14 protein-coding genes are annotated in these 20,392 nt (G+C 47.6%); 5 read left to right on the top strand and 9 right to left on the bottom strand.

Annotated elements, in window-relative coordinates:
• The coding region (locus JNN12_07415; GenBank protein ID MBL7978154.1) for a hypothetical protein at positions 1 to 202 on the top strand (202 nt) is incomplete at its 5' end.
• A 6-nt stretch (positions 203 to 208) separates the two neighbouring features.
• On the opposite strand, the gene JNN12_07420 is transcribed toward JNN12_07415, so the two are convergent.
• Both JNN12_07420 and JNN12_07425 read right to left on the bottom strand, forming a co-directional pair.
• The gene (locus JNN12_07420; protein MBL7978155.1) at positions 209 to 3,385 is read right to left on the bottom strand and encodes a DUF4981 domain-containing protein; all 3,177 of its coding nucleotides are present in this window, start codon (positions 3,383 to 3,385) and stop codon (positions 209 to 211) included.
• A 149-nt stretch (positions 3,386 to 3,534) separates the two neighbouring features.
• A complete protein-coding gene (locus tag JNN12_07425; GenBank protein MBL7978156.1) occupies positions 3,535 to 3,963 on the bottom strand; it encodes an Hsp20/alpha crystallin family protein in 429 nt (142 codons plus the stop codon).
• Positions 3,964 to 4,287: 324 nt separating this feature from the next.
• On the opposite strand from JNN12_07425, the gene JNN12_07430 reads away from it, so the two are divergent.
• The 3 genes from JNN12_07430 (at position 4,288) to JNN12_07440 (ending at position 8,122) form a co-directional block, all read left to right on the top strand.
• Positions 4,288 to 5,463 carry a peptidylprolyl isomerase gene (locus JNN12_07430; GenBank protein ID MBL7978157.1) on the top strand — a complete coding sequence of 392 codons (1,176 nt, stop codon included), beginning with the start codon at positions 4,288 to 4,290 and terminating at the stop codon, positions 5,461 to 5,463.
• A gap of 125 nt (positions 5,464 to 5,588) precedes the next feature.
• On the top strand, positions 5,589 to 6,587 hold the full coding sequence (locus tag JNN12_07435; protein ID MBL7978158.1) for a homoserine kinase: 999 nt from the start codon (positions 5,589 to 5,591) through the stop codon (positions 6,585 to 6,587).
• 77 nt (positions 6,588 to 6,664) lie between these two features.
• On the top strand, positions 6,665 to 8,122 hold the full coding sequence (locus JNN12_07440) for a DUF2851 family protein (protein ID MBL7978159.1): 1,458 nt from the start codon (positions 6,665 to 6,667) through the stop codon (positions 8,120 to 8,122).
• Between the two features lie 80 nt (positions 8,123 to 8,202).
• Here JNN12_07440 and clpB read toward each other — a convergent pair whose 3' ends face one another.
• The 5 genes from clpB to JNN12_07465 form a co-directional block, all read right to left on the bottom strand.
• Positions 8,203 to 10,896: an ATP-dependent chaperone ClpB gene (gene clpB / locus JNN12_07445; protein MBL7978160.1), complete on the bottom strand. Its 2,694-nt coding sequence runs from the start codon at positions 10,894 to 10,896 to the stop codon at positions 8,203 to 8,205.
• Between the two features lie 189 nt (positions 10,897 to 11,085).
• A complete protein-coding gene (locus tag JNN12_07450; GenBank protein MBL7978161.1) occupies positions 11,086 to 12,078 on the bottom strand; it encodes a transglutaminase family protein in 993 nt (330 codons plus the stop codon).
• Positions 12,075 to 13,025, bottom strand: coding sequence for an alpha-E domain-containing protein (locus JNN12_07455; GenBank protein ID MBL7978162.1), 951 nt, complete (start codon positions 13,023 to 13,025; stop codon positions 12,075 to 12,077). The genes JNN12_07450 and JNN12_07455 overlap by 4 nt, the downstream gene beginning before the upstream one ends.
• Before the next feature lie 45 nt (positions 13,026 to 13,070).
• A complete protein-coding gene (locus JNN12_07460) occupies positions 13,071 to 14,519 on the bottom strand; it encodes a circularly permuted type 2 ATP-grasp protein (GenBank protein MBL7978163.1) in 1,449 nt (482 codons plus the stop codon).
• A 351-nt stretch (positions 14,520 to 14,870) separates the two neighbouring features.
• A complete protein-coding gene (locus JNN12_07465; protein ID MBL7978164.1) occupies positions 14,871 to 15,587 on the bottom strand; it encodes a CHAP domain-containing protein in 717 nt (238 codons plus the stop codon).
• 227 nt (positions 15,588 to 15,814) lie between these two features.
• Between JNN12_07465 and JNN12_07470 the strand changes: the two genes are divergently transcribed.
• Entirely contained in the window at positions 15,815 to 18,172 is a 2,358-nt protein-coding gene (locus JNN12_07470; protein MBL7978165.1) for a TonB-dependent receptor, read from the top strand.
• 196 nt (positions 18,173 to 18,368) lie between these two features.
• Here JNN12_07470 and JNN12_07475 read toward each other — a convergent pair whose 3' ends face one another.
• Positions 18,369 to 19,259, bottom strand: coding sequence for a hypothetical protein (locus JNN12_07475; protein MBL7978166.1), 891 nt, complete (start codon positions 19,257 to 19,259; stop codon positions 18,369 to 18,371).
• Between the two features lie 77 nt (positions 19,260 to 19,336).
• Entirely contained in the window at positions 19,337 to 19,543 is a 207-nt protein-coding gene (locus tag JNN12_07480) for a hypothetical protein (GenBank protein ID MBL7978167.1), read from the bottom strand.
• Positions 19,544 to 20,392 lie beyond the last annotated feature (849 nt).

Genomic DNA, 20,392 nt, shown 5'->3' on the forward strand with positions numbered 1-20,392 from the left:
CCATACCGATACCGACTATTTGATGCAAAAAACGCAGGATTTATTGGACTTTGGCGTGGAGCGGGTGATTTGGATTCTCACGCGCTCCCAAAAAATCTATGTCGCCGAGCCGAATAAGCCGTGGATGGTTGTGGATTGGAACACGCCTGTTCATGTTCTGGGCCCTGTTTCCCTAACCTTGGCAGACATTCTGGAAGATTAACCGTCCTTAACGTACTGGCCGAATTTGGTATTGCCACTGATAATCCTGAAAACGAATCTGGTATTTTTCGAGGGCAGGCGTGTACCAAGAATCTACCCCACCCACACCCGTTTGCAACAAGTCCACATGTAAGAAAATCCGGTCACGTTCGTTCAGTTCGCCCGAATGGAATTGCGCCTTGGTTACTTGCGGGTCTAAGTCGTCGTGGTTATAGGGCAGTGCGGAGATGCTTATCCACTGATCTAAAGCCTTTATTTCCAATCCTTTACCTTTTTCATCTAAGAGCCGAACCCAGCGGACATCGGTCTTGTTTCCACTTTCTTGTGGCCGTGCGTAGGGGAAATACTGCTCGGCAAGGGTTTGCTGATATTGCCCCACCAATTGGCTTGTTTTACGATCCCAATACGATTCTTCCGGGCCACGTCCAAACCATGTGATGTTAGACAGTTGTTTATTCACTTCCAAAAGGCTGCCCATGCGCGGAATAACGCTGTATTTCCCTTTGACGGCGCTAAAGCGGTGTTCTGTGTTTATTTGGCCATCTGGATACACCAAAAACACTTGTTCAAACCGCACATCATCGTTCATAAGCCGACGGATAACGCGCACTTCGTACCCACCTTTTGTGGTTTCGGATGGTTTGTGCAAAACCTCTATTGTGGCCATAGTAGATGCCTCGCGCCACATCCTCAGTTTTCGGTTCCAGCCCGCTCCAAAGTCATTATCGGTGGGGGCACGCCAAAAATCTGGTAAAACGCCGCGTAAAATATAGGTGTTTCCAGCCACGGCATAGCGCATCAACTCGCCCGTCTTCAAGTGAAACGCCATTTGTACGTCTTTGGCTGTAAGGATTAATTCGTCACCGGAGGTACTGGGCTTTACGTTCCCTTTCGACACAACGTCGGTTGACTTAACTCCAGTTTGCACCTCGAATTGTTCGTAGGCCACTTCCCAGTCTTTTGGGAGGAATGGCTCGGCGGCTTTTAACCGATACGATATATTAAGGTGGTACTCGGCGGTTGGCTTGAAAATTGTTTTCCAACGAATTGGGATAACTGCGGAATGCTGGGGCAAAATCGTTACGGTTTCTATTTTCCCTGTTTCTACCGATAGCCCATTTTCTAATAGTTGCCAAACCAAATAGAGGTTTTCAGTGTTGCGGAAAAACCATTTATTCTGCACTGCAACTTCAGATTTTTTTTCTTCTAAGACCTTGTTTTTTAATTGTGTACCAATAGGCTGATATACTTTTTTGACTTCATGCGCCATTGGGGTCATTTCGCGATAGGCTGTAACTACACCTTTTACACAAAAATTATTGTCGGAAAGATTTGGATCCGTTGGGCCTTCTAAGGGGAAGTCGCCACCATAGGCTTTGATGCGCCTTCCGTTTTTCACGACATCAAAATTCTGGTCTATCCATTCCCAAATAAACCCACCTTGCAAGAAGGGTTCGCGCTCGATCACATCCCAATAATCCTGAAAATTCCCCAAGCTATTCCCCATAATATGTGCATATTCCGACATAATGAGTGGGCGATCTGGATTGGATTGTGCATACGTTCGGAGCCAGTCTGGGTCGGGGTATTGTGGTACAACAATATCGGTATTGTAGTCCTGTTCGGCGCGTTCATATTGGACGGGGCGCGAAGGATCGGTCACTTTAAGCCAATCATAAGCCGCATAAAAATTAGCCCCATTCCCGGCCTCATTCCCCATAGACCATGCAATGACGGATGCACGGTTTTTGTCCCGCTCGTATAACCGCTGGATGCGGTCTAAGTGGGGAATCCGCCAAGCATTGTCATTGCCAAGTGTATAAGCGAGGTCGTAATAACGGCCATGAGACTCGATATTGGCTTCATCCACCACATAAAGCCCAAATTCATCACACAAGTCCAAAAAGTAGGGATCCGGCGGGTAATGCGACGTTCGAACGGCATTTACATTGAGGCGTTTCATCATTTCCACATCTTTCCGCATATCTGCCCGGCTCAGTACGTGCCCATTAACCGGATGGTGTTCGTGACGGTTTACACCCCGCAACAAGACTCTTTTACCATTCACCAAGAAGTTTCGGTCTGTAATTTCTATATTTCGGAATCCCACCTTTGCCGGAACCACTTGTAAGACCTTGTTTTGGACATCGCTCAACGTAAGTAAAAGCGTGTAGAGGGTTGGGGTCTCTGCAGTCCAAGGCAACACTTCTGGAATACTCCCCTCAAACGACACGTTGCGGTGATAATTCCCTAAAACATTCAACGGCGTGAGTGGTTCGGCAGCCCAGACCAACTCGCCAGTAGGATCCAATAATTTTGCCGAGACAAAAAAGGAATCGGGTTTTGTATGTAAGGTATTCTGGTCTATTTTATAATTCCAAACCTGTGCATTTATTGTAATCTTTCCATCGTTATAGTTGTTAAACAAGGAGGTTGAAACCCGAAAGTCTCGCAGATCCAATTTGGGTGTACTATACAAAAACACATCCCGTTCGATGCCAGAAATGCGCCACATGTCTTGCGCCTCCAGATAGCTGCCATCGCTCCAACGCCAAACCTGCAAAGCCAATACATTTTCTCCGGCTTGCAGATATTGGGTCAAGTCAAACTCCGCCGCCAATTTGCTGTCCTCGCTGTATCCCACAAATTTCCCATTGAGCCAGACATATACCGCCGACTTGACCGCGCCGAGGTGCAAAAACACTTGTCGTTCCTGCCAGTTGGTTGGAATCGTGAACTTCTTCCGATATGACCCGACTGGATTGTTGTCTTGCGGAATGTCATAAGGTGGGTTCAAGGCTTTGCCACGTTTGGCATGTCCTGTAAATTCATAAGGATGGTTCACATAAATTGGTAATCCATAACCATTCACTTCCCAATTGGCGGGAACGGGAAAATCAGTCCATTTTGTATCATCAAATTCCGCCTTCATAAAATCGGAGGGCCTATCTGCCGGATTCTTTACCCAATGAAACCGCCAAATGCCATTTAAGGACTGGTAAAAAGACGATTCTTCTCGCTCGTTCTCTTTAGCCATCGCTTCAGACTCGAAGCCGAAGCCATGTGCCCGCATGGGCGTCCGGTTGATCTGGACAAGGTGTGGAGCCTGAATCTCGTAGGGAAGTTGGGAATAAACGGCCTGAACCGAACACATGACGAAAAAGAAAAAGAGTCTGAGTTGCATGTCAATAAGGGATTTAGCTACGGCTAAAATAGGCATGTTAATTTTTGAAACAAAATTGGATTTTCCCTGATGGTAAATGGGAAGAGGGGCTAAATAAAAACAGGAGACCCCGAAGAAAGGCCTCCTGCTACAGGATAAATCAAATTTGTTTATTTGATTTCGATATTGATCGGTTTAATGGCTTCTGATTTAGGAAGTTCAATGTGCAATACCCCTCCTTCGAAGCGGGCTTGGACAGCATCCACTTGTACGGGTTTCGGCAACCGGAATTTGCGTAGGAATTTACCCGAGTAACGCTCGTTGCTATGGTAAGCCGTTCCGTCTTTTTTGGTTTCGATCACCCGTTCACCCGAAATGGTCAGAAGGTCTTCCGTCAGATTGATAGAAACATTTTCCTTTGCCAATCCTGGTAAATCCATGGTCACCCAATAAGCGGTTTCCGTTTCGGCTATATCGGTTTGGGGGTTCCAGGTGTTCACTGTGGTTTGAATAGCTGGGCCAAACAATGTATCTAAAGCGCGTCCCAGTTCACGTTCAACGTGTCCGAAGCTACCAAAAACAGGGGAGTAGGATTTCATGTAGGTCTTCATGGCAATTCTCCAAATAGGTTTGTGATTGTTTTTTTGATTACAATCTGAAAGATTACAAGTGAAGTGCCAAACCGAATTACCTGCCATGTCTGCAAAAAAGCGTCTCTTTTATCGGCCATTATGACATGATTGCTTTAGAAGCATAGGTCAAATTTGGAATATGATCCGCAAAATTGGCAGAACTGACCAAGCAAACACACTTTTCTTTTTGACACGACCGTTAGGTTCGTAATTTTGATTTCTTATTTTTGTGCCAGATGCCTCCAGATGAGGTTAATCGTTTAACGGTTCACTTGTTAACCACGGATAAACATGAAGCAACAGTTTAGCATTACGTTTTTTTTACTACTTTGCCTAGGTGTGTTTGGCCTAAGTGTACAGGCGCAAAACCGCCCTAAGTCCAAGACAACCACGAAAACGGTGCAGAAACCCAAACCAAAAGGGGCTGCATCCAAACCGAATGCAGCCCGTGCCAAACCCCAGACACCAACCAAGCCGCTGCCTAATCCAGACGACGAAGGTGTCTTTGCCATCATCAACACCTCGAAGGGTGAAATTGTGGCACGGCTTTTTTATGATAAAACGCCTATGACGGTCGCAAACTTTGTGGGCTTGGCGGAGGGGAGCAAAAACTCTTCTCGCGGCTTGGGGACACCTTTTTTTGACGGTATCAAATGGCACCGGGTCATTGCTAATTTTATGATTCAAGGGGGAGATCCTAATTCGTTGGATGAAGACCCCGGAAATGATGGCATGGGTGGTCCGGGTTATAGCTTCCCTGATGAAATTGATCCCACACTTCAACACGACAAACCAGGTGTTTTGTCTATGGCAAACTCCGGTCCAGCCACCAATGGTAGTCAATTCTTTATTACCCACAAAGAGACGCCTTGGTTGGATGGCAAACATGCCGTATTCGGACAAGTGGTGAAGGGTCAATCGGTAGTGGATGCCATTAAACAAGGTGATAGTATCCTGACGATTCGTATAGATCGGCGAGGTGAAAAAGCGAAAGGATTTGTAGTGACGCAAGCATTTTTTGATGAGCAGGTACAAAAAGCGATGGTTGTGGAAGAACAACGCCGGGCCGAAGCTGCGCTACAAGCCGAGGCCAGTATTAAAACCCAGTGGCCCAATGCGGTGAAATTAGAATCTGGGCTATGGGTTCATACCCAAACCGAGGGAACCGGACCACAAATTGTGCCACAGGCCGACGTGACATTCCACTTTTCAGGGTCAATCCTAAATGGGCAAAAATTGGACGATTCCCGCACACGCGGTAATCCAACCACGTTTAAGTTTGGACAGAATCCTATCCTAGAAGGTATTCGCCTTGCTTTCCTGACCATGCGCGAAGGAGATCGTAAGACATTTGTGATTCCCTCCAAATTGGCGTATGCGATAGACCCCACCCAAATTGTGATTGCGGGTGGCTCGTACATTGTCTATGACTTGGAAATCCTGAAAGTGGTGCCGCCGCAAAACTAACCTGCAATTTCTATGTGATTCTTAACGAAAGGGGCGGGGTGAAAACCCATCCCCTTTCCTATTTTAGGGAAGTCCCCACAACCCATTTTTTCATTACATCCAAATAAGGATTTAACCCAAGAAAAATGCAGGAATTAGAAAAACCTAACACGCTTCACATCTGGGGGCCGGCCTCTTTGTCTAACCTTGGTCCCGGTTTCGACTCAGTCGGGATGTGTATCAGTGGCTATGGGGATATGCTGGAAGCGTCTTTGTGCGAAGAACCCGGTATGGTGATTGAAAAAATTACGGGTGATGGAGGTGTTTTATCGCTCAATCCGGCCCATAATACCGTTGCGGTTGCTGCCCAGTCGGTATTAGATCAAGTGGGTGCAAAGGTTGGTATTTCGTTTCGGATTCATAAAGGGATTCCAATGGGTTCTGGTATTGGTGGGTCTTCTGCTTCTGCTGTGGCGGGGGCATATGCCGCCAACGCCTTGCTGGGGTATCCGTTTGAGAAAACCGCACTGCTGGATGCGGTATTAGAGGGCGAAACCATTGCATCTGGGGGGCGTCATGGCGATAATGTGCTTCCGGCGTTGTTGGGTGGTCTAGTGCTGGTTTCTGCATCAGATCCTACCCGATACCGAAAGGTGGACTTGTCTTCCGAATTACACCTGGCCATTGTAGTACCGGAAGTACAGGTCCTTACCAAGGCGGCTCGCGAAATGCTGAAGCCACAAGTTCCTTTCAAAGACGCCATCCAGAATGCCTCCGACTTCGGCTTCTTGGTTGCTGCGTTTCATGCAGGAGACTGGGAGGCCGTTGGGCAGTTGATTATGCAAGACCGATTGGTTGAGCCTCTTCGGGCAACCCTTGTCCCGTGTTATCAGTACATAAAAGCGGCTGCCCTTCACGAAGCAGGTGCTTTGGGTTGCGCCCTCACAGGAAGCGGCCCAGCCATGTTTGCGGTTTGCACATCCGAAACCCACGCTGCCGTTTGCGCCGAGGTCATGATAGAAGCCAGCCGCAAAACGGGCGTCAATGCAATAGGGAAAGCCGTTGTTTGCGATGAAGCAGGTGCAAGGACGATGATGCAGTCCGAAAATGCTTTGTGGGAAGGCATGGCCATGCAATTAGACTAATTCGTATAAAGTTATACTTTTCCAACCTCCGGTGTCATTGGGGTAATTCACGCCAAACCAACCATCGGAGGTTTTTTATGCCTACACAAACCATCTCTCATACGTCCAATCCCTCGGCAAAGCGCAAAACCTATGGCCACTTCTGGCCCATCCACTATTATTATGCCAGTTCAGAGGCCATTACTGAAGTACAATTGCATGAACCCACTCCAGCACGGATTCCGGAGCTTTTGGTTCAGAAAATCTGGCGGGATTTGCAATTCCAGCATGGGCGTGCTCAGACTACCGAAGGTGCAGCGCTCGCCATTTTGTCTCCGGGGAGGCACAACACCGACACCAGCGGACCAGATTTTTTTGCTGCCAGACTCAAGGTGGGCGAAGAGCAGTGGGTGGGCGATGTTGAAATTCATGTCCGATCAGGTGACTGGCTGGCACACGGTCACGAAAGAGACGCCGCTTATGATCGTGTCATTCTGCATGTATCGTTGTTTGAGGATGAATGGACAGGTAAAATCCGGCGGCGCGATGGTTCATTGATCCCTGAACTTGTCTTACTTCCGTTGTTGGAGCCTGGGTTTAAAAATCTTTTGTATCAGCACTTTGTTCAAAAGGAACAGCGTTTTCTATGCCAGCCCCAATGGCACCATGTGCCAGCAACATACATCCGACACCACCTTCCTGCCTATTCCGCCGAACGATTGTCTGCCAAGGCGCAAAAAACGGCTCCTAATGTACAGGCTTTGTTTGCACATATTTTGGAAGGATTGGGCTATACGCAGAACCAAATCCCGATGCAACTTTTAGCCAATCGGGTGGACGTGGAGTGGTTGTATGGGTTGTCGGTGGCCGAAGACCGTGAGGCGTTGTTATTGGGCGCGGCAGGACTATTACCGCGTCCGCAGGATTTGCTTGAAACCGACCGTGCGACCTCCGATTTTGTGATGGACCTCACATCACGGTTCGAGCGATTGGCCGTTCGGTATGGTACTGCACCTTTGTCGCCGCAGGTTTGGCGTTTTTCAGGATTGCGTCCGGCTAATTTTCCCACTCTTCGGTTGGCACAAGCTGCTGCCTTGTTCTCGACAGGCGGCTTGTTTGACGGAGATCCGGTGGAGGCTGTTTATGAGGCTTCGTGCCAACGCGATGCCATTTCCCAACTTCGGAAAATATTGCGCATTCCACCTTCATCATTTTGGCAAAACCATTTTTTACTGACCACAACCTCCGGAAAATCCCCCGCAATTATGGGCCGAGATCGGGCAGATATTCTCATTGCCAATGCCCTATTGCCTGCCGTCTGGGCGACGTATGCCCACCCGAACAACCCACACTTTAGCGCACACCTGAGTAGCCTCTTAATGCGGCTTCCCAAAACGGACGACACCATCGTGCGCCAGTTTACTCATCCCGATTGGTCGCCGGAAAATGCAATGGAAGTACAGGCCATTCATCAATTGTATAAACAGTATTGTCAAAAATTGAACTGTCTTGTTTGTCCATTCGGGAAATTAATTCTGGGTACAACTGCTTCATAACCGACCGATCGTGCCCTATAATACAAACAGACCCTGCTATCTACGAGAAAACAGGGTCTGATCAACATGGGTATCTGTGTTTATGCCAGGCCCACTTCGGGGGTATGGGGTAGGGCGTTGGCCTCTTCTTCCACCAATACGGCGTCTGAGATGCTGCCAAACTGTAGTCCGTCATGGCGTGTATTCAGCCCAATTTCGATGGTGTCGCCCGATTTAACCCATCCTCCCAAAATTTCCTGAGCCAGCCGGTTGGTGATTTCTCGTTGCATTACCCGTTTCAGTGGCCTCGCTCCAAATACTGGATCAAATCCTTGTTGTGCTACCCAGTCTTTTGCTTCGTTGGTGAGGGTTACCATGAGGTTATGGCTGGTTTTGGCCAAGTGCTGAATTTGAGCAAAGAGAATTTCTACAATCTTGCGAATTTCTTTTTGTCCGAGCGGGTTAAACATCACCACTTCGTCTATGCGGTTCAGAAATTCCGGCCGCACGCGTTGTTTAAGCATTGTAAAGAGGTCTTCTTGTAGCTTTCGGTGGTCGGTCGTGGAAAGAACGCCTCCAGCGGCTTCGGTGCGGGTTTGGATCATTTCTGCACCAATATTAGATGTCATGATAATGATGGTGTTTTTAAAATCGGCTGTTCGACCTTTATTATCGGTTAGTCGGCCATCATCCAAGACCTGTAAAAGGATGTTAAAGACTTCTGGATGCGCTTTCTCGATCTCGTCCAAGAGAATGACCGCATATGGTCGGCGGCGAACGGCCTCGGTGAGTTGCCCACCTTCGTCGTAGCCTACATATCCGGGTGGTGCACCAATAAGCCGGCTTACCGCATGGCGTTCCTGATATTCACTCATATCTATTCGCACCATTGCATTGTCGTCATTGAACAAAAAGGACGCTAACGCCTTCGCCAATTCGGTTTTTCCAACCCCAGTAGTACCAAGAAAAATGAAGGAACCAATAGGTCGGTGTTGGTCTTGCAAGCCTGCCCGTCCGCGCCTCACCGCATTCGAGACCGCATGAAGCGCCGACGATTGGCCCACAACCCGTTTTGCGATCTCTTCCTCCATTTTGAGCAGCTTTGTCCGCTCAGACTCTAACATCCGCGTGACAGGAATTCCCGTCCAACGACTAACGACCTCTGCGATGTCCTCGGCGGTTACTTCTTCCTTCAGCATGGAGCCTTGTGCTTGCAATTGGTTCAGCTTTTCTTTAATGGCCTCGATGTTACGCTCCTGCTCTGGCAATTTTCCGTACCGAATTTCCGCGACTTTGGCAAAATCCCCCTTCCGTTCCGCCGTTTCGGCCTCGAATCGCAAGTTTTCAATCATTTCTTTGCTGATACGGATTTCGCCCACGAGTTTCTTCTCTTGCATCCACTGCCCTTTCAGATGATCGCGGTGTTCGCACAAGTTCGCCAGTTGCTCGTTGATGTGTTGCATGTTGTTTTCCGCAGCTTTTACGCCATCGGCCACTTCACGCTTAATGGCTTCTCGCTCGATTTCTAATTGACGGATCTGGCGCTCCAAGTTGTCCAACTCCTCGGGCATCGAGTCAATTTCGATCCGGATACGGGCAGCGGCTTCATCCATTAAGTCTATGGCTTTGTCTGGCAGGAAGCGTTCGGTGATGTATCGGCTCGAAAGTTCTACGGCTGCCACAATGGCGCCATCCAAAATTCGGATTCCATGATGCACCTCGTAGCGGTCCTTGATCCCACGTAGAATGGAGATGGAGTCTTCTATCGTTGGCTCTTCCACCATAACCGTTTGGAAGCGGCGTTCGAGCGCTTTGTCTTTCTCCATGTATTTTTGGTACTCGGCCAACGTTGTGGCCCCAATTGCCCGCAGTTCCCCCCGCGCCAAGGCGGGTTTCAGGATATTGGCAGCATCCATGGCCCCTTCGGCAGCACCAGCCCCTACTAACGTATGGATTTCGTCTATGAAAAGAATCAACTGGCCATTGGCCTCGGTCACCTCTTTGACAACGGCTTTTAAGCGGTCCTCAAACTCGCCTCGGTATTTGGCCCCCGCAATCAGCGCCCCCATGTCTAAGGAGACAATTTCTTTAGACTTGAGTCCTTCCGGAACGTCGCCCGATACCATGCGAATGGCCAAGCCCTCGGCGATAGCGGTTTTCCCAACACCTGGTTCCCCGATGAGTACAGGATTGTTTTTGCTTCGGCGACTCAGGATTTGCAGCACGCGGCGGATTTCGTCGTCGCGTCCGATTACCGGATCTATTTTTCCTCTTCGTGCAAGATCATTTAGGTTGCGTGCATATCGTTTTAAGGCATGATAACGGTTTTCGGCGTGTTCATCTGTTGCCAACTGCGTGCCCCGAATATCACGCAACACATTCAGGATTTGGGCTTTCGAGATACCCGCCTCACGAAGGGTTCTTCCGGTTTCGTCCTTACACCCCGCCAGAGCAATCAGCAGGGCTTCGGTGGTAATAAAGTCGTCCTTAAGTGCATCGGCCTCTTTTTGGGCCTGATCAAATACCTGTTTGGTTTCTGTATTCAGGTATTGTCCTTCCACGCCCGCACCAGCAACTTTCGGCAAACGGGCGAGCAAGGCATCTGTCTTTGTATTTAAGGCAGCCGTTTGGGTGCCCAATTGTTGGAAAATGCTGCTTGCCACACTTTGTTCATCCTTTAGCAAGGCTTTGAGCAAGTGGGCAGGTTCAATCATTTGATGGTTTTGTGCAGCCGCCAGTTCCATTGCATCTTGAACGGTCTCGCGGGCTTTTACGGTAAATTTGTTCAGGTTCATGGCTTATCCTCCGGTCATTTACTTAATGACTGCTGGTTTGCCAAAACCATTCCCAATCTCAATATGTGTCAAGCTGGCAAGGTGCGTACATAAGATATGACGAATTGACATCTTGTGCATTGTATAATAAATGCGCATCAAGGCTGGTATCTACGGATGCACCAAAGGTTTAAGATCGTGATCCGAGGCTTATTGTTGTTGCTGGGCTTGCTGGATATCGTGGTCATTTGGTTGCCATCCAGCGGGGAGATCCGCTACCTCCGGCATTTCATTCACCTCTACAGGGGCAAAAGTGGGAGCTACAACCACCGAAACCCCCAGTTTCGTTGTGGCGTCGCCTTTAAATACCCCACGCGAAGGGGGGACATCTGCATAGTCGCGGCCATAAGCCACCCGAATATGACGTTGTCCGGCCAATAAATGATTGGTTGGATCAAAGCCAATCCAACCCCTATCAGGTAACCAAGCCTCGGCCCATGCGTGGGAAGCCCCATCGGCGCTGAGGTCTTCTTGGCTGTGGTGCAAATAGCCACTCACATATCGGCAGGGAATGCCCAATTGACGTACCAATGCAATAAAAATATGGGCAAAATCCTGACAAACGCCTTTACGGTCTCTTAAAGCATCGTCTATGGGTGAATCTACACGGGTACTATTGGGAACATACTGGATGCCATGATAGAGGTTGCTATTCAGATTCAGCAGTACCGAAAGCGGATCCAGAAGGCGCGAGACTTGCATTTCCTCCATAAATTGCATCAACAAAGGACTTTTTTGGATGAAACGGCTTTGATTTAGAAAATCCCAGTACTGATCTCGGACATCTCCCTGCGCAAACACCTCCCAGTCAGACATTCGTCCCCCAGCAGGTAATGGCACCACGGGTTTAACCTCCACCACCGACTCGGTCTTAATAAGCATTTGCTTATGGGCTGCAGGATGGCTGAAATAATGTACGGTATTTCTCCAATGATCGGTATAAGAATGGATTTGGGCTTTGGGCGTGACACCGATTTTAAACTCGCGCAGGGTTTGTTCGCTATCCATAAGGGGTTGCATCCGAAGTTCGGTAAATGCTTCGGAGACCGCATGGGTATAGGCAAAACGGGTTACATGCCGCACAATATAATGACAAGAAGTTGTCTGGGCGGAATGTATGGATGCAGCAGGTATCTCCATCAAACAGTTAATTCCTTTTCAATTGGATAGGTGATATAGGTCTGGTACACCACATGGTGGATTTGTTGTAATTGAAAGCGGATTTGTTGTAGATACACAGACATCCCTTCTTCAATTACTTCATCAATTTGCCCATACCGGAGGGTGGCCTGTAGGCGTCCGGCCAAGCGATCTAACTTTGCAGCGGTTCGTCCACTCTTTTCGGCAATTTGCCGGATTGTGTGCAGGACAATGTCCGCATTATAGCGTACAGAACGCGGAGATTGTCCGCTTAAGAGCAAAAATTCTGCAATTTGTTTCGGTTGTAGGTCTGCGGTGTACACCTTGCAGTAAGCTTCAAATGCGGTACAGGTTTTCAAGAGCGAAATCCACTCCAGATATCCAAACAACCCGGTGTGCTGTTCGTCTTGATCGGTGTCCTCCACAAAATGTGCTTCCAATAAATAGGTGACGGATTCAATTCGTTCTGTTGCCCGACCCAATTCTAAAAAATTGTAACCTTGCTCGTGGTTCATGGTGGCAATTGTATAGCCACGGAATAGGTGAATCCCTTCCAATATTGCACGCAGGAGGGAATCCGGTTGATACATCCAGAGGCCAGACCGCGCTTGCTTTAGGTCTAAATACATGCGATTGACCTGTTCCCACATTTCGGAAGTAATCTGTTCTCGCACTTGGCGTGCATTTTCGCGTGCTGTTGCAATACAGGAAAATATGGAGGAGCGGTTTTCGGGGTTCAGCACCACCCAAGCGAGCATTTTAAGCGGGTCTCCGTCGGGATCTGTGGGCAACATCAGCAGCCGACGCATCCGCTGTAACTGACGTGTGGCCTGTTCGGGTGACTGTTCCAGCATGGTATTCAGGCCCACAGCCAAAATGCGAGCAGCATGTTCTGCCCTTTCGAGGTAGCGACTCATCCAGTAGAGGCTATCGGCAACACGCGCAAGCATGGCGTTTAGGTTTTATTGGTGATAGGGTGTTCAATATTGTTCGGTTTATTGGTGCAAGACCCAGGTATCTTTGCTACCTCCTCCTTGTGAGGAGTTAACCACAAGGGAGCCTCGTCGCAAAGCCACGCGGGTAAGGCCGCCCGGTACGATTTGGATATCGTCTCCATACAAGACATATGGACGCAAATCCACATGACGCGGCTCAAACTGATCGTTAATAAAACATGGTGCACGAGAAAGGGAAATGGTCGGCTGTGCAATATAATTCCGGGGGTTTTCCAAAACCTGTGCGCGCATGGCTTCTTGTTGTGCCTTGGTACTATGTGGCCCGATCAACATCCCATAACCTCCTGCTTCTCCTACCGCTTTTACCACGAGCTGACTGATGTTGTCTAAAACATATGTTAACTCCGCCGGACGATCCAAGATATAGGTTTCTACATTTGGTAAAATAGGCTCTTCGCCCAAATAATACCGGATTATTTCGGGGACATAGGCATAGATCGCTTTATCGTCAGCAACACCCGTTCCTACGGCATTGGCAAGGGCTACATTTCCGGCGCGGTAGGCACTAAAAATACCTGGAACGCCCAATGCCGAGTCTTCTCGAAAGACAAGGGGGTCCATAAAATCATCGTCCACCCGTCGGTAGATCACATCCACCCGTTGCAAACCAGAAGTTGTGCGCCGATAAACCACATTGTTATGGACAATCAGATCCCGTCCCTCTACCAGTTGGATGCCCATTTGTTGTGCCAAAAAAGCATGTTCAAAATACGCCGAATTGTAAATGCCGGGTGAGAGCAGGACAATCGAAGGATCCAGCGTTGGTGAAGAAAGTGACCGCAGCGCCGCCAGTAACATTTGTGGGTACTGCTCAACCGGAAGTACGCCATAGTTACGAAAAACCACCGGAAATACCCGTTTGATGATGCTACGGTTCATCAGCATATACGAGACCCCGCTCGGAACCCGGAGGTTGTCTTCCAATACGGCAAAGCGACCATCCGGCAATCGAATAAGATCTGTCCCAACAATGGAAATATACACCCCTTTCGGAACCGGAAACCCGCGCATTTCCCGACGATAATGTTTGCAGGAATACACCAACTCTTTTGGGATAATCCGGTCTTTGAGAATTTTTTCGTCGGTGTATAAGTCTTTTAAAAACAAATTTAAGGCATAGATGCGCTGTTTTAAGCCTTGCTCGATGTGTATCCACTCGCTACCGGTCAAAATTCGAGGCAAGAGGTCATAGGGGAAAATGCGCTCGGTTCCTCCTTCGTCGCCATAAACCGTAAAGGTGATCCCCTGGTTGAGGAAAGATTTATCGCTGGCTTGTTGTCTTGCCTGCAACTCTTCGATCCCCAGTTCCATTAGCCGTTGTTGTAATGCCCGATACATCGGACGTATTTCATTGGGGGCAGAAAACATTTCATCATAGGCTTCATCAAAAAAATAATGTGCCCCAAATGAAGGAACCGTTTTGTTCATACCGCTGAAAACTTGTCGTGGTGGTTGATATGATATCCTAAATAATTTAGGTAAAAAAACCTTTTATATAAAATAGATTGGATGAAAATTGTAAAATTAACTTTTTTAAGCCGAGTCGCGTCTTTGGCGATCGTCAGAAAAACTTCGGTGGGCTATCGTCCAGCAGATAGACGATCTCAAGAAAAGACACAGAAAGAAAAACACGGCGTCTATATATCGAAAAAGGAAGAAAGGCTAAATCATACGATACTGGCACAAACACATCACTCGGTGTGTCTGCCAAAGTCCATCAAACAAAAGGCTTGTTTGCGTTGCGATAAAGCGGGGGAGTTAAAACTGATTGAAAATTAGTTATTTTTTAGGATTGAAATATCCTTTTATGTTCATTCTTTCTGGCATATCAGTACGGATATTGCGTTTACACCGTCGGAAATTTCCTTCCTCAATGGTCATTGAACCATCATTGTTTAAGGATTTTATCACAGCAACATGCCCAAGCCCCGAAGGACTTTTTATAATGGCCACATGTCCCACCTCCGGTGTATGGCTATTGATGATTGCTAATTTATCTTGATAATTATGCAGGCCATAAGGCAGTTCCGGCACTAATGTACGGGCGAACAGTACACAACTGCAAAGGACGCCTCCTTTTCCGCTCATCATGTGAATGCTTCGCGTAAATGTTGCCTCTTTCTTCGTCTCGGAAAGTGTCAACTGGCGACTCATCACCCAAGCTGGCTGCTCAAGGGACGCCATGTCTGGTACAGGATTGGTTTCGTCCCGCATAAGACGCTGTGTAGGCGCAGTGGCCAAGTCCGGTTGAATGGTTGGAATAGGATCAAGAAATATCCGTACCTCTTCGCGCAGCGGCTTCTTTCTGACCTCCCATTTCCTCATGGATTGCGGGGACGGTGACGCAACCGGGCGAATCTCCTCTATCACCGAGATGAGAGGAGGGTGAACAGAACTGGTGGTTGAATGGAAGGGGCTTAATAGGGTCTCTTGTGCAAAAACAAGGTGTGCATAGCCCAAAAGGCCCATACAACAAACGAGGCTTTTTTTTAACATGGCGGAAATATCTTGATAGGGTATGCATAAAAGTGTGTCAAAAGCCATGCCGATCTTGCTGTAGATCAAAATAATTCCTTTTTTTGCCTCACTTTTTTCTATGGCTCTTGTCCAAGAGCAGGTGATTGAGAAAATTTTATATGGCGGATGTTTTTTTCCTCCCAACCTGAAACCAAGTGTATCTTCTTCGGTCTGTTTAATAATATATCACCCTAAAAGCGGATCTTATGAACGCGAGGTATCTGATTTTACTTTTTTTAAGCCTTTATTATTGTGCTTCGGTCACGTTTGCACAAACGGCAAAAATTGTCGGGACGGTGTGGGAAGATACCCGTCCGATGCCCGGCGCCACCCTTATTCTGAAGCCTCTCCAAAAAGGAACCATAACTGATCCAGACGGACGATTTGCCCTTACAGAACTTTCGGCAGGAAAATACTTGTTGGTGGTCTCGTTTGTGGGATATAAACCATATGAGGTTCAAGTTGAGATTCAAGCGGGCGAGACCAAAACGCTCAATATCAACTTAGTCTCGGAAAATGCAGAAGAAGACTTGCTGGTACGGGTCATTCCATCTACGACCATCGAAGCCAATCGGCCGTTTTCGGCGGCTGGGATCCAAGAAATTCGACAATTGGACTTAACCATCCGTCCGGCACGGACCACACAAGACCTGCTACAACGGGTTCCAGGACTGATTATTGCCCAACATGCGGGTGGCGGAAAAGCAGAACAAATTTACCTCCGGAATTTTGATGCCGATCATGGAACCGATGTAGCAATTTCGGTGGATGGCTTGCCTGTTAACATGGTTTCGCATGGACATGGGCAAGGATATGCGGATCTCCATTTTGTGATTGCGGAGACGATAGAACAAATGTCGGTCTCTAAAGGCCCCTATTTTGCCTCCTTGGGGAATTTGGCAACAGCTGGCGCGGTCGCTTTTCGGACCAAGGAAAAGCTTATAGAACAGATGGTAAAAATAGAAGGCGGACAATTTGGCACAATTCGTGGGACTGCACTTTTGCAACCCATCACCCAAAACGGACAAAACCTCTATGTTGCGGCCCAAATCCACCATTCCGATGGACCTTTCATTGAAAAACAAAACTTTGACCGTTACAATGTGTTTACGAAATACCGCAAACAACGTACCCTTACCAAATCTTTAACCGTTGCTGCCAGTGCGTTTGGTGCCGCATGGGATGCCTCCGGTCAAATCCCTCAGCGGGCTATTGATTCCGGACTCATTACCCGGTGGGGGGCGATAGACTCCGGCGAGGGTGGCGAAACCAGCCGTCAAAACCTTTCACTTACGTTCGAGGATACGGGGTCGGTCTTCCCGTTTAAAGCCCAATTTTGGGCCAGTCGGTATCAATTTGGTCTCTTTTCTAACTTCACTTTTTTCTTAGAGGATGCCTTAAAAGGGGATATGATCGAGCAGTTCGATAATCGCTTTTTGGGTGGCTTGAATACAGAGATGAGCCTCGGACGGCGTACCAAGATGGGTTTTCAGATGCGGCACGACCGTGCGAATGTGGGATTAATGAAAAGCCCAGAACGGATTCGTACAGAAGAATGGGCGAATGCAGACATTAAAGAAACCAATACGGCCCTGTGGTTCGAGCATATTATACCGTTGATGCCGGTCTTGGAACTTCAGGTGGGACTGCGGGCCGATGATTTTCGGTTCAAGGTCAAAAACCACGCAACTTCCGATTTACCCCGTGCAGATGGAAGCGCCCATCAGCAAATCTTAAGTCCAAAGTTTAATCTGGCTTATCGGCCTACATCCCATTGGGCAGTGTTCGTAAATCTGGGAAGCGGCTTTCATTCTAACGATGCCCGAAATGCAGTTTTAGGACAATATGCACACGATCTTGCTGCAACCCTCCAAAAAGAGGGCAAAACCCAAGCACAAATTGCGGATGCTTTCCGTACCCGTTTTATTGAACCAGAACAAGCCGAAACAAAAACCTTGCCCCGCGCACTCGGTGCAGAAATAGGAACACGTTGGTTCTCGAACGACCAAAAGACAACCATTGCATTGGCCTTTTGGCGCTTAGACTTAGAGCGAGAGTTTGTATATGTGGGCGATGGTGGCTTTACGGAACTCTCGGATCCCACGCGCCGCTATGGCATAGATGTGGAAGCACAAGCGCAGTTAATACCAAGCCTTTTTGCCTCTGCGGATTTTATCTTGTCTAATGGAAAAATCGTGGGGGCACCATCTGGTGAAAACCACATCCCGCTTGCGCCCCGATTAACCACACAGGGTAGTCTTACGTGGCGGAATGTACACGGCTTTTCTGCACATTTTCAGGGAAGGCATATCGGTGCTCGTCCCGCAAACGAGGACAACTCGGTTCGGGCATTGGGCCACACATTGTTCAATACAGGGGCTTCATATCGCTTTCGGCGGGCGGAAGTGTCTTTCAGCATCGAGAACTTGTTTGACACGGATTGGAATGAGGCACAGTTTGATACGACTTCTCGCCTAAAGAACGAAGTTGCTCCGGTTTCTGAATTACATTTTACGCCAGGGAATCCGCGAAACATTCAAGCAGGAATTTCAGTGTTTTTCTAATCTTAAATATGTAATTCGGATGAATGCCTTTGGGAGTGGTGGCATTGAACCAATTTTTGCATTTGTTTCAGTTTAGGGCCATGTTTAACAGCATGGCCTTTTCTTCTTTCATGCCAGAAAGGGCAATTAAGTACATAGACAAAACTAATTCCTATTATAACTTGAGGTCGGGTGCATTTCAAAAGTTGCTTCGTCTTTAGCTCAGCAGCTTAACGACCTGTTCCCAGTTGTTGGATTGAAGTACGCTTCTCAGATTGAGCATATGATTGACGCCTTTTTCGCTCCATATTTGCCCGCTTCGCTTACACCGTGTTTGGACTAAGGTTCGATTAGCCGCTTCCATTGCTCCATTCCCAATACACAACCCCCGCTTGAGGTAGGCGGGATAATCCATTCTGCCGGCATTGTTCCGGTAATAGGTCAACAAATTGTTTTGGGCGGTAAGTGAGTTTGCGTTTGTGCAGGTCTGTTTTTCGACGGCATGGATTACGTTTGATACGCCCTGTTCTTTTAAGGCTTTGCATTGCTCATCAAACCAGGTTGCAGGCAAGCCAATTGTCGTTGAAAAGGTATGTAAACGTTCTACCGCATGGAAGTAGTCTAAAATATGGGTTGCCGCCGGATAATGGGTGGTTGTGTACGCATGGATCCAGTTTGAGCCATCGGTAATGAATACCAGATTCGATTCCTCGGTCTGCCGTGGATTTGCAATCCACAAATGCGATAAACTCGCTTCAAACTTTGGCAGAAAATCCGAATAATGCCCTAAATGAGCGCTATACCGGCTCTCGGTGATCCGATTGCGGGTTGATCCGTTGGCTGTAATCGAACTTTGCACCCAAACACGACCCGCTTTTACTTCTTTGTAGCCGTCATCCGTTTGCACCATACTTCCATCCATCGAAGCATAAACCACTTCCGATGCCGGCACCTCAACAGGTTCAGGGGCTGGCTCGGTAAGTACAGACTCAAGCTGTGCACCAAGCGCATTACTAACCCGAAACACGCTCGCTAACGAAACGGGGATCCGTAAAAAGTGCTGAAACAGGTCGTTTGCTTTACTGTACACGTCGCTCGCCCCTGCCATGGCCATCAGGCTTTGCAGGTACGGAGACGTAAAACTGTTGTTAACTTTTGTACAGTAATCATGGCTTTTGGATAACGTTACCTTCCCGAATCGGGTCCTGATCTCGTTTTTTTTTTGACCGATTGAGGAACCTCCCCCAGATTCTGTTCCATGATTTCACGCCCCAGTTCTACCCACAATTCATCGAACTGTTTTTCGTGTTCGTAGAAGGAATCTAACTCGTTCAAGGCGCGAATTTCCTGATAACGCTGGCGGGCAAGTTCTAAAAATTGAGCTTCGGTCATGGCTGTAAGAGGTTTATGCGGATTCTTAATCCGCAAGTCAAGGGACATTCCTCAACCAAGGTACAACTTTTTCAACGCGCAGGGAAGTTTTGAAATGCACCCCCACCTAAGAGAGCATATACAGTCATAATCATATTGTTTTTTTAATCTAATAATTCATGGAAATCCAAATACAAGCAACTCCAATCGAAGCTTGGCAATGAGGAAACTTTCTCAAAACCAAAAGAAAAGCATCTCCTAAATGTGTTTTGATGGGAGGTAAGGTTGGATATAGATGAAAATAATGAACCAAGTAAAAAGTATAAGAGGATCTGTTGTCCAATCGTTATTCGACCACTTCCATACAAAATGTGATAGGACAAGCGTGCCAAGCACCCAACACATTTTATAGAGGAGTTTGTTTTGGGTCTTTGACTTTTGTGTGGTCCCTGTCAACATCGCATGTTCAGGTTGAAGACTTATAATTATGAATGACTACAGATTAGAGGCACACCTTAATACAACTTATATACTAAAGTGTGCCCTAAATAGCACAATAAAATTAGGCACAAGGCGTCCCATATATCTCTAAGAACCAAATAGCGGCTACGTTTGGGACTTTAGAAGCATGCCGATAAAGGAATTATGGGAAAAATGCCTGATATGCTTTTTGAGCAAAATGTAGCCATAAAACACAAAGTAGTATGATCTTTGTGTAACGGTAATCCACTAATAATGACATGAAGTCGTCATGTTCATGCTTGGTTATTGCCTTTCTGTATTCTTTATTTAGTAGAACACGAATTAGCTCAAACGAGACAACCAAGACAATAATAATTGATAAAAAGCCAAATATTTGATTTATCTGAG

The sequence above is a fragment of the Bacteroidetes Order II. bacterium genome, assembly GCA_016788705.1.
GTDB lineage: Bacteria > Bacteroidota > Rhodothermia > Rhodothermales > UBA2364 > UBA2364.